This window comes from Pseudomonas sp. WS 5146, assembly GCF_012985495.1.
Classification (GTDB): domain Bacteria; phylum Pseudomonadota; class Gammaproteobacteria; order Pseudomonadales; family Pseudomonadaceae; genus Aquipseudomonas; species Aquipseudomonas edaphica.
In genome coordinates this window covers 90,272-107,604 of sequence record NZ_JAAQWL010000010.1, presented here as the reverse complement: position 1 = coordinate 107,604, position 17,333 = coordinate 90,272, and the positions used below count along the sequence as shown (strand labels likewise).

10 protein-coding genes are annotated in these 17,333 nt (G+C 62.1%); 2 read left to right on the top strand and 8 right to left on the bottom strand.

Annotated elements, in window-relative coordinates; genetic code table 11:
• The first annotated feature begins 16 nt into the window (after nucleotides 1-16).
• Entirely contained in the window at nucleotides 17-1,006 is a 990-nt protein-coding gene (locus tag HBO41_RS23035; protein ID WP_099550206.1) for a hypothetical protein, read from the top strand.
• On the opposite strand, the gene pbpC is transcribed toward HBO41_RS23035, so the two are convergent.
• The 8 genes from pbpC to HBO41_RS22995 all read right to left on the bottom strand — a co-directional run bounded on the left by pbpC (nucleotide 1,003) and on the right by HBO41_RS22995 (nucleotide 15,108).
• Nucleotides 1,003-3,312 (bottom strand): penicillin-binding protein 1C, encoded by a 2,310-nt coding sequence (gene pbpC / locus HBO41_RS23030; RefSeq protein WP_169987878.1) that lies wholly within the window; start codon nucleotides 3,310-3,312, stop codon nucleotides 1,003-1,005. The two genes, HBO41_RS23035 and pbpC, sit on opposite strands and share 4 nt — an antisense overlap.
• Complete coding sequence (locus HBO41_RS23025) at nucleotides 3,293-9,109, bottom strand: MG2 domain-containing protein (RefSeq protein WP_169987875.1); 5,817 nt, start codon at nucleotides 9,107-9,109, stop codon at nucleotides 3,293-3,295. The genes pbpC and HBO41_RS23025 overlap by 20 nt, the downstream gene beginning before the upstream one ends.
• 311 nt (nucleotides 9,110-9,420) lie before the next feature.
• Entirely contained in the window at nucleotides 9,421-10,353 is a 933-nt protein-coding gene (locus HBO41_RS23020; RefSeq protein WP_017135107.1) for a phosphatidate cytidylyltransferase, read from the bottom strand.
• A 1-nt stretch (nucleotide 10,354) separates the two neighbouring features.
• The gene (locus tag HBO41_RS23015) at nucleotides 10,355-10,975 is read right to left on the bottom strand and encodes a 1-acyl-sn-glycerol-3-phosphate acyltransferase (RefSeq protein ID WP_017135106.1); all 621 of its coding nucleotides are present in this window, start codon (nucleotides 10,973-10,975) and stop codon (nucleotides 10,355-10,357) included.
• A 9-nt stretch (nucleotides 10,976-10,984) separates the two neighbouring features.
• Entirely contained in the window at nucleotides 10,985-11,428 is a 444-nt protein-coding gene (locus tag HBO41_RS23010; protein ID WP_169987873.1) for a hypothetical protein, read from the bottom strand.
• Nucleotides 11,418-12,716, bottom strand: coding sequence for a phosphatase PAP2/dual specificity phosphatase family protein (locus tag HBO41_RS23005; protein WP_169987871.1), 1,299 nt, complete (start codon nucleotides 12,714-12,716; stop codon nucleotides 11,418-11,420). The genes HBO41_RS23010 and HBO41_RS23005 overlap by 11 nt, the downstream gene beginning before the upstream one ends.
• 2 nt (nucleotides 12,717-12,718) lie before the next feature.
• Complete coding sequence (locus HBO41_RS23000) at nucleotides 12,719-14,473, bottom strand: bifunctional alpha/beta hydrolase/class I SAM-dependent methyltransferase (RefSeq protein WP_138450384.1); 1,755 nt, start codon at nucleotides 14,471-14,473, stop codon at nucleotides 12,719-12,721.
• Nucleotides 14,474-14,484: 11 nt separating this feature from the next.
• Nucleotides 14,485-15,108 carry a CDP-alcohol phosphatidyltransferase family protein gene (locus HBO41_RS22995; RefSeq protein WP_099550214.1) on the bottom strand — a complete coding sequence of 208 codons (624 nt, stop codon included), beginning with the start codon at nucleotides 15,106-15,108 and terminating at the stop codon, nucleotides 14,485-14,487.
• A 296-nt stretch (nucleotides 15,109-15,404) separates the two neighbouring features.
• On the opposite strand from HBO41_RS22995, the gene hflK reads away from it, so the two are divergent.
• Nucleotides 15,405-17,330 (top strand): protease modulator HflK, encoded by a 1,926-nt coding sequence (hflK, locus tag HBO41_RS22990; RefSeq protein ID WP_169987869.1) that lies wholly within the window; start codon nucleotides 15,405-15,407, stop codon nucleotides 17,328-17,330.
• The last annotated feature ends 3 nt before the right edge of the window (nucleotides 17,331-17,333 follow it).

The following is a 17,333-nucleotide window of genomic DNA, read 5'->3' as shown; positions in this document are numbered from 1 at the left end:
CAGGGGTGTCATCACTATGAACAGAGGTTTCTACCGTGCGGACAAACGCTTGCCGCTCAGCCTTTCGTACTCGCTGAGACCTGGTCTGGTAAAAGTCTGTGGCACTGTGATGCTCAAAGAGTCGCGCTTATCCCCAGTGGATGGCTTGCCCTGTGCCGGGTATTCACTGCAGATCCAGGAGAGCTACCGCGACAGCGGCGAAAGGGATGCATGGCGGACAGTATTTACTGACGCACAATGCAATGACTTTGCGCTCAAGGATGCCCACGGCACTGTGGATATCATCGCCGAAGGCATTGAGTTGTTTTCAGGCCAAGTGCCACAGCTAGGGGACTATCGTTACACCGCAGGACCGGGCCGCCAGCAAGGAGAAATCTTGCTCAGCGAAAGCCTGGAGGTCATGGTTATCGGTACTGCAATACAGCGTAACGGTAAAACGGTGATCGTCCGGGGTGAGGAGGCCGATACGGTATTTGGTGTGGAGCGGCTGCGCACTGTGAACAACTATCGTCTCGCTGTGCCAGCGTGGCGCGCCTTGGGGTTATGCAGTGCCTTGGTGGTGTTGTTCGGTATGGCGCTACTGCTTATAGATCCGGCGCAATGGATGCAGTGGCAGTTGCCCAGCCGCGATACGTTCCAGCAAATGGCTGTATTGGGGCCATTCTATGAATGGGTGGCTTTGTTGTATCAGCGCCAAGGTTTATCGCTGCCGTTGTTGGCTGCCTTCGGTTGGATGGGCATAGTATTCGTGCTGATGTGCGTTGCACGGGTGTTTCTTTATCGAGATATCCACAAGCGGGTTCAGCCCATACTTATCGCCTGGGGAGTGGTTGGCGTGATCGGTGGCGGCCTGGTGACGTGGGCATTGGTGGCGCTCGAGTTCGATCCATTCAAGATTTTTTTGATCTGGCTGAGCGTGATCATCGTCGCACTGGCCTTTTCTATTACCCAACAGCGGGCTTTGCAGGCGTTGGTGGCGAGCGTTTTCAAAACCGAGTTGACCTAAGGTACAAACTCTACTCGTAACCCGCGGCTAGCACTGCGCCCCTGATCATCGCTGACCCGCAGCCGGTATTCGCCCGACTTGCCCGGCCGCCAGTTCAAGGTGGTTTGCGGCGGGCCTTGGCCGATCAGGGTCTGGTCGGCAAACCAGTACAGCGTGGTCGCATCACTGGCCGCGTTGGCATTGAGCGGAATGCTTTCCTGCGGCTGGGACAGGCGCAACTGGTAGCTCACCTGGGTCAGCGGCGAGCGAATTTGCGGCGCTTCGCTTTGGTCGCTGATGCGGTTGGGTTGGCAATTTTTCATCACGTTCGGCGGCGTGCGCCGGGGCAGGCCGGCGGCGCGGTACAGGCGCTGCACGTCGCTGGGCCAGAATTCGAAGACTTCTTCGCGGGTGTATTGCGGGTCGAACGGCGGGCACGCGGCCTTGCCGGTGCGGGTATCGATCAGTACCGGGCGGTGCAGGTTGGACACGCGAATTGGCGACACGCCGGGGATGTACCAGGTCTTGCGGGTTTGCGGGCACCAGCGGTTGGGCAACTCGCCGGAGGCCGCACACACGTCGATGCGCACCAGCCCGGCGGGCGGCTTGTCGGGCTTGATAACCACGTTGGGCAAGGCCAGCGGCAGGGCGTCGGCGATACGGAAGAACAGCGGCGCGGCGGTTTTGGCGCCGATAAACGTCGGGTTCGGCCGCCCATCAAAATTACCCACCCACACCACCAGCACATACGGCCCCACCAGGCCCGCGCTCCAGGCATCGTGAAAGCCCCATGAGGTGCCGGTTTTCCACGCGGTGCGCCAGTGGCGGCCGGGCAGGCCATCCGGGCGTGGGTTGCGGCGCAGCATGTCGCGCACCATAAAGGCTGCTTGGGGCGTGAGCAGTTGCGCGCCGGTGGTTTGCGGTTGTTCCTGCAAATAGCGCAAAGGCCGCAGATGCCCGTCACCTGCCAGCATCACATACAGGCGCGCCAGTTCCTCCGGCGTCATCTCGCCGCCGCCCAAGGCCAGGGCCAAACCGTAGTGGCTTTCCCCACGCAAGCCTTTGATACCGGCGCGTTGCAGCAAGCCATACAGCGAGGGCGACTGCACCTGGCTGGCGAGCCACACCGCCGGAATATTGCGACTACGGATCAACGCATCCCGCGCCGTCAGTGGCCCGACAAAACTGCCGTCGAAATTTTCCGGCTGGAAGTAGCCGAAGTTACTGGGTAAATCCTTGAGGATGCTCATGGGGTGGATAACCCCCTGATCCAGCGCCAACCCATACAGAAACGGCTTGAGCGTCGACCCCGGTGAGCGCCGCGACAACACGCCGTTGACCTGCCCGTGGATGCCTGTGGATAAGTAATCCGCCGAACCTACCAGCGCCTTGACGCTCTGGTCGCGGCTGTCCACAAGGATGGCCGTGGCGTTTTCCACACCGGTACTGCGCCGCTCGGCAATAAAGCCTGTGATCAAGCGTTCGAGCAGTTGCTGCAAAGGCAGGTTGAGGGTTGAGTTGAGTTCGTTGCCGGGTTGCGACGCCAGCAGCTGTTCGCTCAAGTGCGGTGCCAGAAACGGTATCTGCTGGCGGTTGCGCGCCTCCAGAGGCAAGTCGAGCAAACTGTCGTTACGCGGGTCCTGTGGATAAGTTTCGCGCCAGTCGGCCATCAAGCGCAGCCGCGCATGTTGCAGCGACGGCCCGAAGCGCGCGCGTCGCCCCGGTTGCTGTGGGATCACCGCCAGCGCCAAGGCTTCGGACAACGACAACTGCGCCGCCGACTTGCCAAAGTAAATCCGGCTGGCCGCTTCGGCGCCCTCGATATTGCCACCCATGGGCGCCAGGTTCAGGTAAGCCTCAAGGATATCGTGCTTGCTGTAGCGCGCTTCCAGCCACAGCGCCAGGGCCATCTGCTGCAATTTGCCCGGCACTTGGCGGGTGTTGAGGTCCCACAGCCGCCGCGCCAGCTGCATGCTCAAGGTCGAGCCGCCCTGGCGCTGGCCGCCGCTGTAGGTGGCCATGGCCGCGCGCAGCAACGCCGGGGGGTTGATGCCCGGGTGCCAATAGAAATTGCGGTCTTCCTTTAGCAGCAAGGCCTCGACCAGTGACGGCGACATGCGCTCCAGCGGCAGCCACAGGCGATATTGCCCGTCCTGCGCCAAGGTCATGCGCAGCAACGCGCCGTCATCGGCCAACACCACGCGGGACGAGGTGACGGCCTGTTCCAGCGGGGCATGGGGCCACCATCGCAGCCCCGCCAGCGTGCCTGTAAAGAGTACCGCCGCTGCAAGCAGCGGCGTCAGGCGTTTAAGGCTTGGTAATTTCAAGCTGGCCTACTTTGCCGCGCCCTTGCAGGGTGGTTTCGTACATGCCTTCGGCGTAGGCCGGTGGCGTATTGAACGTCCCTGCGTTGGTGGCGCGCACGCGGTACACGAAAGTGCCTACATCACGCAGCGCGGTGCCGTACAACACCACCCGATCATCGCGCACGTCCACGTAGTCCGGCTGCCAGTTGCTCAGCTCGGTTTCGCCGATCGGCGCCTGCCAGGTATCGGCTTCGTCACCGTCTGCGGTTTCCACGTACTCGGAATCGTCGCCTTCACTTTCACTTTCTTCGTTGCTGGCGGCCGCTTCCGGCTCCGGCGGCAAGTTATACACAGGCTCGACGCCACCGGGCAGCAGATCGACCACGGCCACTTGCTGCACTTGGTCGCGGTCGGTGGCGCGCAGGCGCAGGCGCACCAGGAACTCGTCGCCCACCGCGACTTTGCTCACTGGCTCGCCTTTGAGGTCGAGGTATTCGTGGATGATCTCCAGGCCATTGTTGATGGGCTTGAGCTTGGCGCCCTTGTCGAAACCGGCTTCGCTGAGCATGTAGAAGGCGGCCGGTCCGTCGGTTTTTTCCATCACCAGCTTCTGCGTTTTACCCGGCACGGCGGCGCGCGGTGGCTGGCCGGCCATCTCCAGCAATTGCTGTTGCTTGTCGCCCAGCCAGGCGGTCGCCTTGAGGGTCATGTCGCTCTGGGCGCGCTGGCCATAATTGTCCAGGGCGCGCAGCAGCAGGGCGGCCGACAGCGAGTTGTAACGCTGTTCGTTCAGGCGCTTGCCGAGTTTATCCAGCAGCGCCGTCGGTACATCGTCAAGCAACTCGGGGAAGTGGCGCGCCAGCAGGTGCAAGTGCTCGGCGTCGTGTACCAGCGGGTCGTAATACAGGCCGTCGCTGTCCCACTTATCCACCAGCGAACGCCACGGGATTTTGCGGAACAGGGTATCGGCCTGACGATCCTGCTTGAGCAGCTTGTAACTGGCCGCCAGGTAAGCGGCGCCAAGGTCGTTTTGCCAGGTGTCTTTGAAGTAGCTCTCGTAGCGCTCGCGGATATCGCTCAAGGCGCCGCTCACCAGAATTCCCTGACGGCTCAAGAGGTAACTGGCGTAGGCACGGTTGCGCAATTCCGACAGACCTTCGCTTGGGCCATTGGCCAAGTCGGTCAGGTAGGCGTTGGAGCGCGCCAGCAGGTCTTCCGGCACCGGCAGCCCGCGTTCCTTGGCTTCGATCAGGAAGTCGGTGGCGTACAGGCTGGCATACGGCGCCACGTCCGGGTTGGCGGCCCACAAACCAAAGCCACCGGCCGAGTTCTGGCGCTGGCGCAGCATGCGCACCGCGCCGCTGAAGGCTTGTTCGGCTTCTGGTGCGGTACCGCCCCAGATCAACGCCGGCATGGCCTTGGACACCAATTGCTCGGTGCAGGCGTAGCCATAGTCATCCAGGTAATGCTTGAGGCCGTTGGCCCATACCAGCGGCGAGGCAGCCACACCCAGTTGCACATCGCGCAATTGGCTGAACAGCTCACGCGTCGGTTTCAGCTCTTTGCTGGCGCTGTCGAACCGGCCCAGGCTCAAGGCCACGCGATGCTCGCTCAGTGGGCGGATCGACGTGGTTTCTGCGACCTGGATACGTTTGCCGTTCGGCAGTACCGCGACAAAACGCAGGTCCGCGGAGCCGAGGGTTTCACCGACCTTGATCTTGAACTCGGCAGTGCCTTCCTTGCGCGGTTGCAGCGACAGGGTACTGCCTTTGTCGCCCTGCACGTTTAGCCCGTCGCTGGTCTGCACTTCAAACTTCACGTCCGCTGCCGCGTCGAGGTTACTGAACACCCCGGCGCTCACATTGAACACGTCCCCCGGCGCCACAAAGGCCGGCACGTTCGGCGTGATCACAATCGGCCCGCGCACTTCGGTATTGGCCTCGCTGACGCCCACGCTGTCACTGTCCACTGCCACCGCAAACAGGTGCAGCTTGCCGTTGAAGCTGTCCGGCACCTGGTAATGCAGCACGGTTTCACCGGCCGGCAGGTCAACCAACCCGGACCACCAGGCCACGGGCGGCTGGTGTTTACGCTTGAACGGGTTGAGGTGGTTGGCCAGCGCGCCTTCGGTGTCACCACCGGGCGCTGCGCCACTGAGCAGGCGGCTGAATTCCGGCAGGATCAGGTCAAGGATCTGACTGGTGCCAACCTCCAATGCGCGTTTCTGGAAGAAGAAGCCCAACGGGTCGGGCGTCTGGTAACGCGCCACTTGCAGGATGCCTTCGTCCACCGCGTAAACCACCGCGCGGCCTGGGCGGTCGGCAGTTACCTTGATATCCAGGGTCTGCCCCGGCTCGATCTTCTCCGGGCCTTCAACCTTGAGCGCCATGCGCCGTGCATCCAGGTTGATGCTGAACGGCACCACGCCGTAGGACAGCGGGCTCATATAGACCTCAGGCGAACCCATGTCGCGCACAAACTGCACGTTGACGTAGGCATTGCCCTCAAGCCCGGCAGGCACGCGGATATGTTGCACGCTGTTGGTGCTGTCGGCCTTGAACCACTGTTGGGTGTAAACCTTGTCACGCTCGATGGTGATCAAGCCGGCACCGGTGTAAGGCGCGCGGATGCTGATCGCTATCTCATCACCGGTGGCATAGCTGCGTTTATCCAGGCGCAGTTGCAGCTCGGCGTTGCGCTCCAGCGAGCGCGAGGTGTTGCCGCGCCCGGCCACGCTGTAGTCGATCTGGTTGAGCAGGCGGCCATTGGCGTCTTTGACCTGCAGGGTGAAATCACCCGGCGTGCCGGTGTTCAGGGTCTGCTTGGCGCCGTCCTTGGTCATCGTCAGCGGTGAGGCTGGCTGGCTGATGTTCTTGATGCGCGACTCGTATTTGTAGGTGCCGTTGGACTGTTTCACCAGTACCGACACGTAACGGTGTTCGACCACTTCACTGGTCAGGCCATCCACGGCCATCGGCGTGAGGTCCGGCGCGACGGCCAGCCATTGCACCTGACGCGGGGCGTCCTTGGCGACGTACGACAGCGAATCCTGACTTTTCACACCAACCAGATAAGGCGCGGACGACACCAGCAGCGCACTTTGCGCCGCCACGTTGCGGCCACCTTCGGCCTCGAACACTTGGGTCATCACCTGCAGGCGATAGGTGCTGCTCGCAAAGCGTTGCAGGTTGAGGTCGAGTACGGCCTGGCCGTTGTCGTCGGCGGTGGTTTCAGCCAGGTCTTCGGTGCTGGCTTCTTCCAGGGCGTCGTTGAGGCGGAAGCGGTAATCGGGGTAACGGTCAAAGGCCGCGAGCGTCGGGCTCAGGGACATCTTCGCCGTGACGCGTCGGCCGGCTGCCGGCGCGCCGAACAAGTGCATCGCGGTGACTTTGGCCACCACCTGGTCCGGTGGAATCCAGCCCAACACCGGCGTGTCGTGCAGGCTCAGGCTGACCTTCATGCGGTCCGGCTCGAAGTCGCGGACCTTGAAGCTGACACTGCCGAGGTCGGTGCGGGTGTTTTTCTGGCCGATCAGCTGCAACGTCGCGGTGTACTCACCGGCGGGAGCGACTTCACTGCTGGGGAAATCAAAGGTTTCAAAGCCGCTGGTGGACAGTTTGAGCGGCTGGCGAATCACTTCCAGGCCGCGCGGGTCGGTGATTTGCAGTTCAACCGGCAGGCCTTGCAAGGCACCTTTCCAGTCGCCGCTGCGCACGATCATGCCCAGGTGCGCGGTCTCGCCCGGGCGGTACAGGCCACGGTCGGTGAACATATACGCGCTGAGGCGATTAATCGCGCCGTCTTCTTCCAAACCGCCTACATCGAAGCGTGAAAAGTCCAACTGCTGGGACTGACGGGCAATCGGCAGGAACGACTGGTCATTGCCGCGCGTGACTACATACATCAGCGGCGTTTTCTCACGGCGCAGTTCATCCAGCTTGGCGAAATGCGCGTGGCCTTCGGCATCGGTGCGGCCGCTGGCGACCGGCAGACCGTTGCGACCCATGATATCGACTTGTGCATCGGCGACCGGCGAGCCGTTGCCGATGGACTGCACAAACACATCGTGGCTGCCGTCGCTGGAGCGCTTGGCGATGATGCCAAGGTCGGTAACCACGATAAAACGCAGGTCGCTGGTGCTGTTGCGTTCGTACTCGAACGTGCGCTCGGCCGGGTCATCCTGCGGGCTCAGCTTGAGCACGAAAATACCGCGACGGCCGCCATTGGCAGTGAGGTAGTGGCTGAGGTCGACGTTGTCGTAGACGGTTTTCGCCGGGTCATTGGACGACAACGCAATATCCAGCGACTGACGCTCAACCATGCGGTCGAAGTATTCATTGCCGAAATTCGGCCGGGCGAAGCTGCCGCTGCTTTGGTCGACCAAATGCTGCAACTGGTTGGGCAGCAGGCGGGCGATTTCCACATGGGCACCGGGCACGCCACGGGCCATGAAACCCAGGCGTTTTTCACCGTTGAGGCTCAGCAGCGCGCCGTCCGACAGGAACTGCAAGGTGCGTGGGTACGCCGGCATGCTGATCAGCGAAGCGGTAGGGTTTTTCGCCAGATAACCGCCAATGGCTTCCAGGTTGGCGGGCACGCGTACATACAGCGCGCGGCCGGCCGGAGCCTTGAACTTGAACGCATGCAGGGTGTTCAGCGGCTCGACGCTGGGCACGTGGGTCAGGCTGACCTTGGTGCTGCGCGCCAGCATCGCGTCGTCGATGTCGTTGCTGGTGTAAGGGCGCGTGTCGTCTTCAGCCTTGGCCGGCAGCAGCCAGGCCTGGACCTTACCGGCGATGGTGTCATCGGCCACGGCGCTGGAGCTGCTGAACATCAACACCGGTTCCGGTTCGCCGCGCTCGTTGTCGACAAAGCTGACTTCGGCACCGGTAAACGTCAGGCGATAACGGCCGGGCACGGTGACTTCCGCCACCAGTGGCGCGTTGCTGGCATTGCCGCCGTCACGGGCTTTGATGCCTTCATCGAGCTTGGCGCTGACCGGCGTGCTTTCCAGTGGCGTGGCCAGGGCGGCGGAGCGCACGTAAGCATTGAGCTTGAGGTCGTCGAAGGTGATTTCCGGGCGGTTGGGCAGCTGGGCGTCGCGGTAGGCCAGGCCTTTGCCGAGGGTTACCGAGACGCGCTTGCGCAGGTTGTCTTCATCCACCGGGTGGGAAAAGTGGAAGGTCGCCACCAGCTGTTTCAGTGTGGGGTTGGACGGGTCTTGGTACAGCTCGTTTTGCGCCAGGGTGGCGCGGAACGGTTGGGTGGAGAACTGGCTGCTGTATTGGCTGAGCAGCACGCCGTCAGCCAGCAGCTGTTTCTTGGCCAGGTCGAGCGTGTAATGGGCATCCACAGGCCAGTCTTTTTCCGGCACGAACAATAACGTGCGGTCGTCAGACCAACGCCAGGCACCGGCTACAGCGGGTTTAAGGGTAATGCCTTCAGTGACCGGCTTGCCAATGGCCGCCAGCGGAGCCACGGACTCGGCAAAGCGCACCTGCAAGTTATCCACAACCGGAGGCTGCTGGGTGTAATCGGTCAGGTTCGGCTTATGCAGCGAATAACCCACGGTGTGGGGCTGCGGCAAATTCGAATACCAGTGCCAGCCGTAGAAACCAGCAGCGGCCAGCAGCACCAGGCCCAAGACCCCGGCACCCGCCTGGCGCGGATAGGCGCGGGCTTTACTGCCCAGGTTCCCCACGCCACGGCCCGTGGCTCGCAGCCAGGCGGGCGGCTGCCATTGGCCAAAGATGGCACTCACCACAGTCAGTAAAGCACCGAGAATTCGGCGGCTGATCGCTTTCAACGAATCGAACATGGTGAGCATCCCTGGCAAAGTGCGGCCTATCTTACACGCGTCTTTGATACAAAAGATGACGTGAAGTGGTCAGCGTGCTCAGGTGTGTTGCACAAAGGTGAGGCGTACCGCAAAACCGATCGAAAGGTTGGCCGCGAAGCAAGGTTTCGGATTGAGCGGGGGCCTCCCAATACACCACAAAACCCTGTGGGAGCTGGCTTGCCTGCGATGGCGGTGGCACACCAAAAAGTGATGCTGGCTGACACTCCGCTATCGCAGGCAAGCCAGCTCCCACAATTGATGTGTGTTGGGCTTGAGAGAGTGTGTGTGTCTCAAGTCCACCAGTAGCGCACAAGGTGGAAGAAAATCGGCGCGGCGAAGCACACCGAATCCAGGCGATCCAGCATCCCGCCGTGGCCTTCGATCATGTGCCCCCAATCCTTCACGCCCCGGTCGCGCTTGATCGCCGACATCACGATGCCGCCGGCGAAGCCCAGCAGGTTGATCAGCAGCGCGATCAGGAATGACTGCCACGGGTTGAACGGCGTGGTCCACCACAGCGCCGCGCCGATCAGGGACGACAGCAGAATCCCGCCGACAAAGCCTTCCACGGTTTTGGACGGCGACAGGTTGGGCGCGATCTTGTGTTTGCCGAACAGCTTGCCGCACACGTACTGCAGCACGTCCGACAGCTGCACCACGATCACCAGGTAAGCGATCAGCAACAGGTTGCGGCCTTCGTAGCCGGGAATGTCGAGCGTCAGCAGGGCGGGCACGAACGACACGCAGAACACCGCGATCATCAGGCCCCATTGCACCTTCGACGCACGCTCCAGAAAGTGCGTGCTGTCGCCGCCCAGTGAGGCGAGGATCGGCAGCAGCAGGAACACGTACACGGGGATAAAGATCGAGAACAGCCCGTACCAGTCGGCGTAGATCAGCAGGTATTGCAGCGGCAGCGCCAGATAGAACGCCGCCACCAGCGCTGGGTAATCGCTGCGCCGTGTCGGCGTGAGGGTGAGAAATTCGCGCAGGGCGTAGAACGACACCGCGTAGAACAGCAGGATCACCGCGCCAGTGCCGAGCCAGAAGGCGATACCGATCACCACCACCATCACCCACCAGGCATTGATGCGGGCGTTAAGGTTGTCGACCACCGCATTCGGTGTGCCACGGGTGCGCAGTTTGAGGATCAGGCCGATCAGCGAGGCGAGCACCAGGATCGCGCCGATTCCGCCGAACAGCATCAGGGTTTGGCTATCCATGTCAGACATGCTCCGGGGCGAGGGCAAGCAGGGCGTCGCGGGTGCGGGCGAGGAAGGCGGTTTTGTCTTCACCGTCTTCCAATTGCAGCGGCGCGCCAAAACTGGTGGTGCACAGCAACGGCAGCGGCAGTACGCGGCCCTTGGGCATGACCCGGTTGAGGTTGGCGATCCACACCGGAATCAATTCGGCCTGTGGGTAACTTTTTGCCAGGTGATACAGGCCACTTTTGAACGGCAGCAAACCGTCCTCCAGGTTGCGCGTGCCTTCGGGAAATATGATCAAGGAATCGCCGCCTTCCAGCGCGGCGAGCATCGGCTGCAAGGGGTTATCCACAGGGTCTTTACGCTCACGGTCGATCAACACGCCGTTGAACACGCGGTTGATGATGTAGCGGCGCAGTGCGCTTTGGTTCCAGTAATCACTGCCGGCCACCGGGCGCGTGAATTTGCGCAGGTTCTGCGGCAACGACGCCCATAACAAGACGAAATCACCGTGGCTGCTGTGGTTGGCGAAGTAGATGCGCTGCACCGGCACCGGTGCGCAGCCCAGCCACAGGCTGCGGGCGCCGGTGACGGTGCGGGCCATCGAGGTAATCAGGGTGGCGACCACGGGTTCGAACATGGGAATTCCTTATCCGGCGAAAGGTAGCCAAGGGCTGGCGAGGATGACGGCCAGGGTCAGCAGCGCTTGCGCGCCCAGCAACCAGGCTTGTTTACGCAGCAGTTTGAGCGCGCCGCGACGGCGTTCGATCCAGGGTCGGCCGGCGCGTTTGGGCGATTGCAGGCCGAGGCTCTGCAAGGCTTGGTCGAGGTCGGCCGTGCGCTCGGTGTCGCGGGCCAGCAGGGCGAACAGGTCGGCGTCGAAGGCCACGCGCAAGGCCCAGTACTTTTGCAGCAAGCCAAGAATAATCATCCACAGGCTTAGCAGCAGGCACAGGGTCGAAACGCTCGCCAACAGCAACTGAGCGAGGCCAAAGAACACGCCAGCCACGGTCAGGCCTGTGGATAACTGATCCAGCGAACGGCCACGGCGCAGCAGGCTGGCAACAACCTGAAGTTCCATATCAGCGGGCATGGGGCAAACCCTCCAACGCTTTACGGTGAGCAGGATGCAGGACCACTTCGGCCCGTACTGTACGAATAATAGCCAGTGCCTCGTCGACCGTTGCGGCGCGTCCGCTGTGCAGCAGCCACGCGGCGACGGCGGTGGCGCTGCGTGAGTAGCCGAGGGCGCAGCACACCAGCAACGCGCCGTTTGAACGCAGGCGTTCAATGGCTTCGGCGGCTTGCTGGCACTCGGCGGGAGACGGGGCAATCAGGTCCAGCACGGGCACGCATTCATAGGCGCGGCCCTGTGGATTAATCGGCAATTCGGCGCACAGATCGACGATAGCCTTGAAGGAACCTTGCTCGCCGTTGGCAGGAATTCGACCAAGCCAGACGTTATCCACAATTTGGTCAGGCTGTGGATGTTTACGTGTCCACAGCCTGGAATTTATCCACGCGGCCGCCAAATACGGTGCATACAGCCAGCGCGCGGCAGGAGTGAGCCGGCCGTCTTTGCGCTTCTGGAAGCCCGACGCGCCGAGTACAAAGTAGTTCGCCTTGATCAAACCCAAGGAAACCGCTGGCCAAAGCAGCCACAACCACCCGCCGCGCAGCACCAAGGCCAGGATTACCAGCACTAAAGCGCCGAGGCCGTAGCGCATGCCCAGTCGCCATCGTTTTGTGTCCCGCGTCAGCCGTGCATTCAACAGCGGGCATGGATGTTCCACCGGCCACAGCCACACACACAACCAACCGGCCAGGGCGCCTGTGGGTAAGTCGATAAAGTGATGTTGATAAGTGGTCAGCACTGAAATACCGATCAACGCAAACCAGCCATGCACCAGCCAACGCCAAAACCCTTGGGTGTGGCGCTGATACATGACCCACAAAATCACCAGCAGCGCGATATGCAGCGACGGCGCCTGGTTAAAGGGTTTGTCGAACCCGGCCAGCACTGCAAACAGCCAGCCGAATACGCCATCCAGCTCCGGCCGTTCAAAGGTGAAACGCAGCGGCCAGATCAAAAAGCAGCTCACGGCAATGACTTGCGCACTGAGCAGGCGCAACGCGTGTTGTTTCAGCTCATGGCGAGTATTGGGCAGTAGCAGTGAAAACCCGTACAGCAGGTCAATGGACCAGTAGGGCACGATGGTCCAGGCCCAGAACGGCATATGGGTTTCCCAGCCGAACACCAGCGTGCCCACATCGCTGCGCTGGCTGGTGACCCAGGTGGCAAAGCCGTAGGTGCTGAAAAACAGCGGCGCCAACAGCAGTAGCCACAGGACTGCGGGTTTCAATAAACCGGGTTCGCGCATGCTCAGATCTTCTGTGCCAGGGACACGGTGAAAATGCCCCACTCATCCACACGCTGGGTGATTTTGCGAAAGCCCGCCGCCTCGACCAATTGATCCATCTCTGCCTGGCTGCGACGGCGCATTACCCAGGCCTGGCCCTGGCGATGGCTGGTCAACGCGCGGGCGATCAATTCCAGTTGCGGGTGCCACGGCTGGCCGGTGTAGACCAGGTACCCGCCGGGCTCCACCGCTTCGGCAAGACCGGCCAGCGAACCGCCGACCATGCCGTTATCGGCAAACAGCTCATACAGGCCGGACACCACTGCCAGGGTCGGCTTGGGCGTCAGTGCCGCCAAGTCTGCTCTATCAAATGCATCGCCTTTGACGAACTGCGCGATGTCCCCCAGACCTTTTTCACGAATCAGCGCGCCGCCGTCACGCACGTTGATGTCGCTGTAGTCGCGCAGCAGGATCGATTCCGGCAGCGGCGAAACGCCTTGCAAGGCTTCAAGAATGTAGCGCCCGTGGCCGGCGGCGATATCGACGATGCGCACCTCGCGATGTTCATCGCGCAACCTGGCCATGGCCAGCCGTAGCAGTTCCTCGACGTTCAGCTTGCGCTGGCGAATGCCGCGCCAGCCGATGGAGTTGAGGTAGTTGGTGTCGATCATCCGCCCCAAGCCGCCCTTGCCGGTGGGCGTGTTGCGGTACACGTAGTCCAGGGTGCTGCCGGAGTCGAAGCCGGTGTCGAAACCCAGTTTCACCCCGTCCGACAGGTTCTTGCCCAGGCCCATGCTGGCGCGGGTGATGCGCCAGTACAGGTCGCGCAGGGAATTACGCGGCAGCGGCGCGGCGAGGGCTTCGGATTCGGCGCACGTGGCGCCGAGTTTGTCGGCGTCGAGCAGGGCCGCGCGGTCCAGCGGATGGGCGAAGTTCTGCAGGATAAAACGCCGAGCGCTGCTTACGGCCGTGGCGCGGTCGCGCTCGCCGAGGGTGTCGTGGAAAAAACCGGGCAGGATGTGCAGCTCTTTTTTCAGGCTGCCAAGCCGGTCGAAAAATTGCTGCTGGGGTTTGCGGTGCACCACGAAGTCGGAGCCGGAGATGAGCAATTGCGTCGGCACCTGGATCGCCTGGGCATCGGCGACTACCCGGTCGGCGGCTTCGTACAAACCGAGCAGCACATTCACCGAAATCGCTTTGGTGATCAGCGGGTCGCTGTCGTAGGACGCGACGCGCTCAGGGTCATGGCTGAGGAACTTGGCCTTGACGTAGCTGTTGACGAAAAAGTTGCCGCGAAACTTGCGCATCAACGCCAGCCCGGGCCGGGCGAAGGGCACGTACAGCTTGACCTTGAACGCCGGGGAGGCGAGCACCAGCGCGCGGATTTTTGGCGCGTAGTCGTGTACCCAAGTGGCCGCGATCACCGCGCCGACGCTTTGGGCGATAACGGCGAAGTTTTGTTCTTCTATGCCGTAAGTGGCGCCGATGTGTTCGCAGAAGGTCTGCACGTCGCGGGCGCTGGTGGCGAAGCTTGGGCTGTCACCGCGGGCGCCCGGCGATTGGCCGTGGCCACGGGCGTCCCAGGCAAAGAAATCGAATTGCGGCAGGTCGAGTTCATCGACCAGGTGGGCAATACGGCCCGAATGCTCATGGCCGCGATGGAACAGCAGGATCGCCTTGCGCGGCTCGTCGCCCGCAGGCGCAGTGGCCGGCCAGTGTCGATAAAAAAGCTCGACGCCATCATGGGTACTGAAGGTGTGCTCTTGCTGTTCGCGCATCGCAAAAATCCTTATGCAATCGGAGAGGTTTCTTGTTGTTCTTTGAGGCCCTGACGCACGCGGTTGACCAAGGTGTAGGCGAGCAGGGCAGCGACCAGCCACATCACCGCATCGACCCAGCCCGCGCCGAGCCAGCCCAACGCCACGCCAGTGGCGAGTACACCGAGCACGAACGCACGATCACTTTTGCCCATCGGCCCGTCATAGCGCCGTGAGGCACCCACCATCGGCCCCAGTACACCGGCGTATTCGCTGAACACGGCGAGCAACGCCACCAGCAGCACCGGCGCCAGGCTCACGCCCGGAATCAGCGCAAAGGGCAGGATCAAGGCGCTGTCGGCGATCACGTCACACAGTTCATTGAGGTAGGCGCCCAGGCGCGATTGCTGGCCGAAGTCGCGTGCGAGCATGCCGTCGATGGCATTGAGGGCCATGCGCAGGATCATCCACAGCGGGATCAGCGCAAACAGCCAGAGGTGTTGGGCAAAGCAGGCGATCAGCAGGCCGACCAGCAAGGAAACGACGCCGGCCAGCACGGTAATCTGGTTGGCGGTGGTGCCATTGTCGTATAGACGCTGCACAAGAGGGCGCAGCAGGTTCTGAAAACGCGGTTTTAGCTGGTAGATCGAAATCATGACGCTTCCTTGTCCTTGGGCCCGCGAAAAACTGTTTTGGAGTGTGCCGATTAATCTGTGCCTGCACCAGTGATGGCTTGTGTTTCTGGGGGTTTAATCACTTTCCAGAGAGCACCACAGAATAAATGTGGGAGCTGGCTTGCCTGCGATGGCGGTGTATCAGGCCAACCATCAAAAACTGGCAGACCGCTATCTCGGGCAAGCCTGCTCCCACCGGGGATTTGCGCTGTTTTCGGACAAAAATTTCACGCTGCGTGTTATATCGTAACCAATTGTGTGTAGCGGACGTTAAGTGGATGCAAGTGGATCTGGAAGCTGACGGCGCTTCGGTTGAAGGCCTTCCGCGTTTTCAACAAGGGTTGTTCCATGCCCGCCGATTGCGCCAGGCGGGCATCAGCCTGACGGCCCTGGCCTTGGCCGGTTGGGTGCTGGCGCTGTTCGTGGCACTGTTTGCGCCGTTGTCGATTTGGCCGGTGGTGCTGATCAATTGCGCGTCGGCCTTGCTGGTGCTGGTGGCCGGGTTGCAGTCGGCGTGGTGGGTGGCGGATTGGCGCGCCCAGGCGCTGGAAACGCCCACGGCTGAACTGATCGAAGCTCCCGACGAAGAGGTTGGCGCGCTTGCACGGGCGATCAATCGGTTTGGCAGCGGTGTGCTGGCACAGATTGGCGCGCCAGTGGTGTGGCTGTGCGGCTGGTCGTTGCTGGCGCTGATCAGCATCATCGAATTCTGGAACCTGGCCTTGCCCGCCGCGGCGGTGGGGCAATCGGCGAGCATCGGCGCGGCGGTGGCCCTGGCGTTGGCCTTTGGCTTGCTGGTGTTCGAGCGCCGCTTGGCCCAGGAAACCGCCGCGCAATGGCCGGAAGCGTCACAGCTGGCGCAGTTGAGCCGCGTGGCGATTATCAGCCTGGTGGTCAGTGCGATCTGCCTGCTGTTTGCCGGTGCCGAATCCGTGTGGCCGCTGCGTCTGGCTGTGTTGACGGGGCTGTTGCCCGCGCTGGTGGCGCTGGAGTTTCTGCTAAGGGGCGTGCTGTCACTGTTCAGCCCGCGCCAGCCGCGCCTCGAACCGCGCTTGATGGCGCAAAGCTTTATCGCGGGCCTGCTGCGTTGGCCACCACAACCCTTGCTGGCGTTGCAGCACGAATTGCACAACCGCTTTGGCATCGATCTGCGTCAGATCTGGGCGTTTACCTACATGCGTCGGGCGTTTTTGCCGGTGCTGCTGGTGGTGCTGGCGGTAGGCTGGGCGCTGACCGGCGTGCACGAAGTGCCCCTGCAAGGCCGTGGGATTTATGAGCGCTTCGGCAAACCCGTGCAGGTTTTCGGGCCTGGCTTGCATGCAGGGTTGCCTTGGCCATTGGGGCGCGTGCTGAGCGTGGAAAACGGCGTGGTGCATGAACTGGCGACCAGCGTCAGCGAGGCCGCCGCACCGCAGTTGGCCTCTGCGGAAGGCCCGGCGCCGCTCATCGCCAACCGCTTGTGGGACGCCAGCCATGTGAATGACAAGTCCCAAGTGATCGCCAGCAGCAGCGGCGACAAGCAGAGCTTCCAGATCGTCAATATGGATGTGCGTTTCGTCTACCGCATCGGCCTGACGGACAAGGCTGCGCTGGCCGCCACCTATAACAGCGCGGATATACCGACGCTGATTCGCAGCACCGCCAGCCGCATCCTTGTGCATGACTTTGCTTCGCGTACCCTCGACGAATTGCTCGGTGAGCAACGTACCAGCCTCGCCGATGAAGTGGGTCGCGCCGTGCAGGCAGACCTGCAAAAGCTCGACAGCGGCGTGGAGATTTTGGCCACGGTCGTAGAAGCGATTCACCCACCCGCCGGTGCCGCCAACGCTTATCACGGTGTGCAGGCGGCACAAATTGGCGCCCAGGCGCTGATCTCCCGCGAACGCGGGGCTGCCAGCGAGCAAACCAACCAGGCGTTGTTGCAAGCCAGCACTGCTCGCGATCAGGCGGTGGCCACTGCCCGTGAAGTGAACGCGGGTGCCCAGGCGGCCGACCTGCGTTTTACCGCCGAACAAAAAGCCTACGCCACTGCGGGTCGTGCCTTTGTGCTGGAACAGTACCTGGGCCAACTCAGCCAAGGCCTGGCCCACGCCAAGCTGCTTATTCTGGATCACCGCCTGGGCGCCGATGGCGCGCCGACGATCGATCTGCGTTCTTTTACTTTGCCGGCCGACCCGATGGCGCCGCGTAAAGCCGTTCAATAAGGA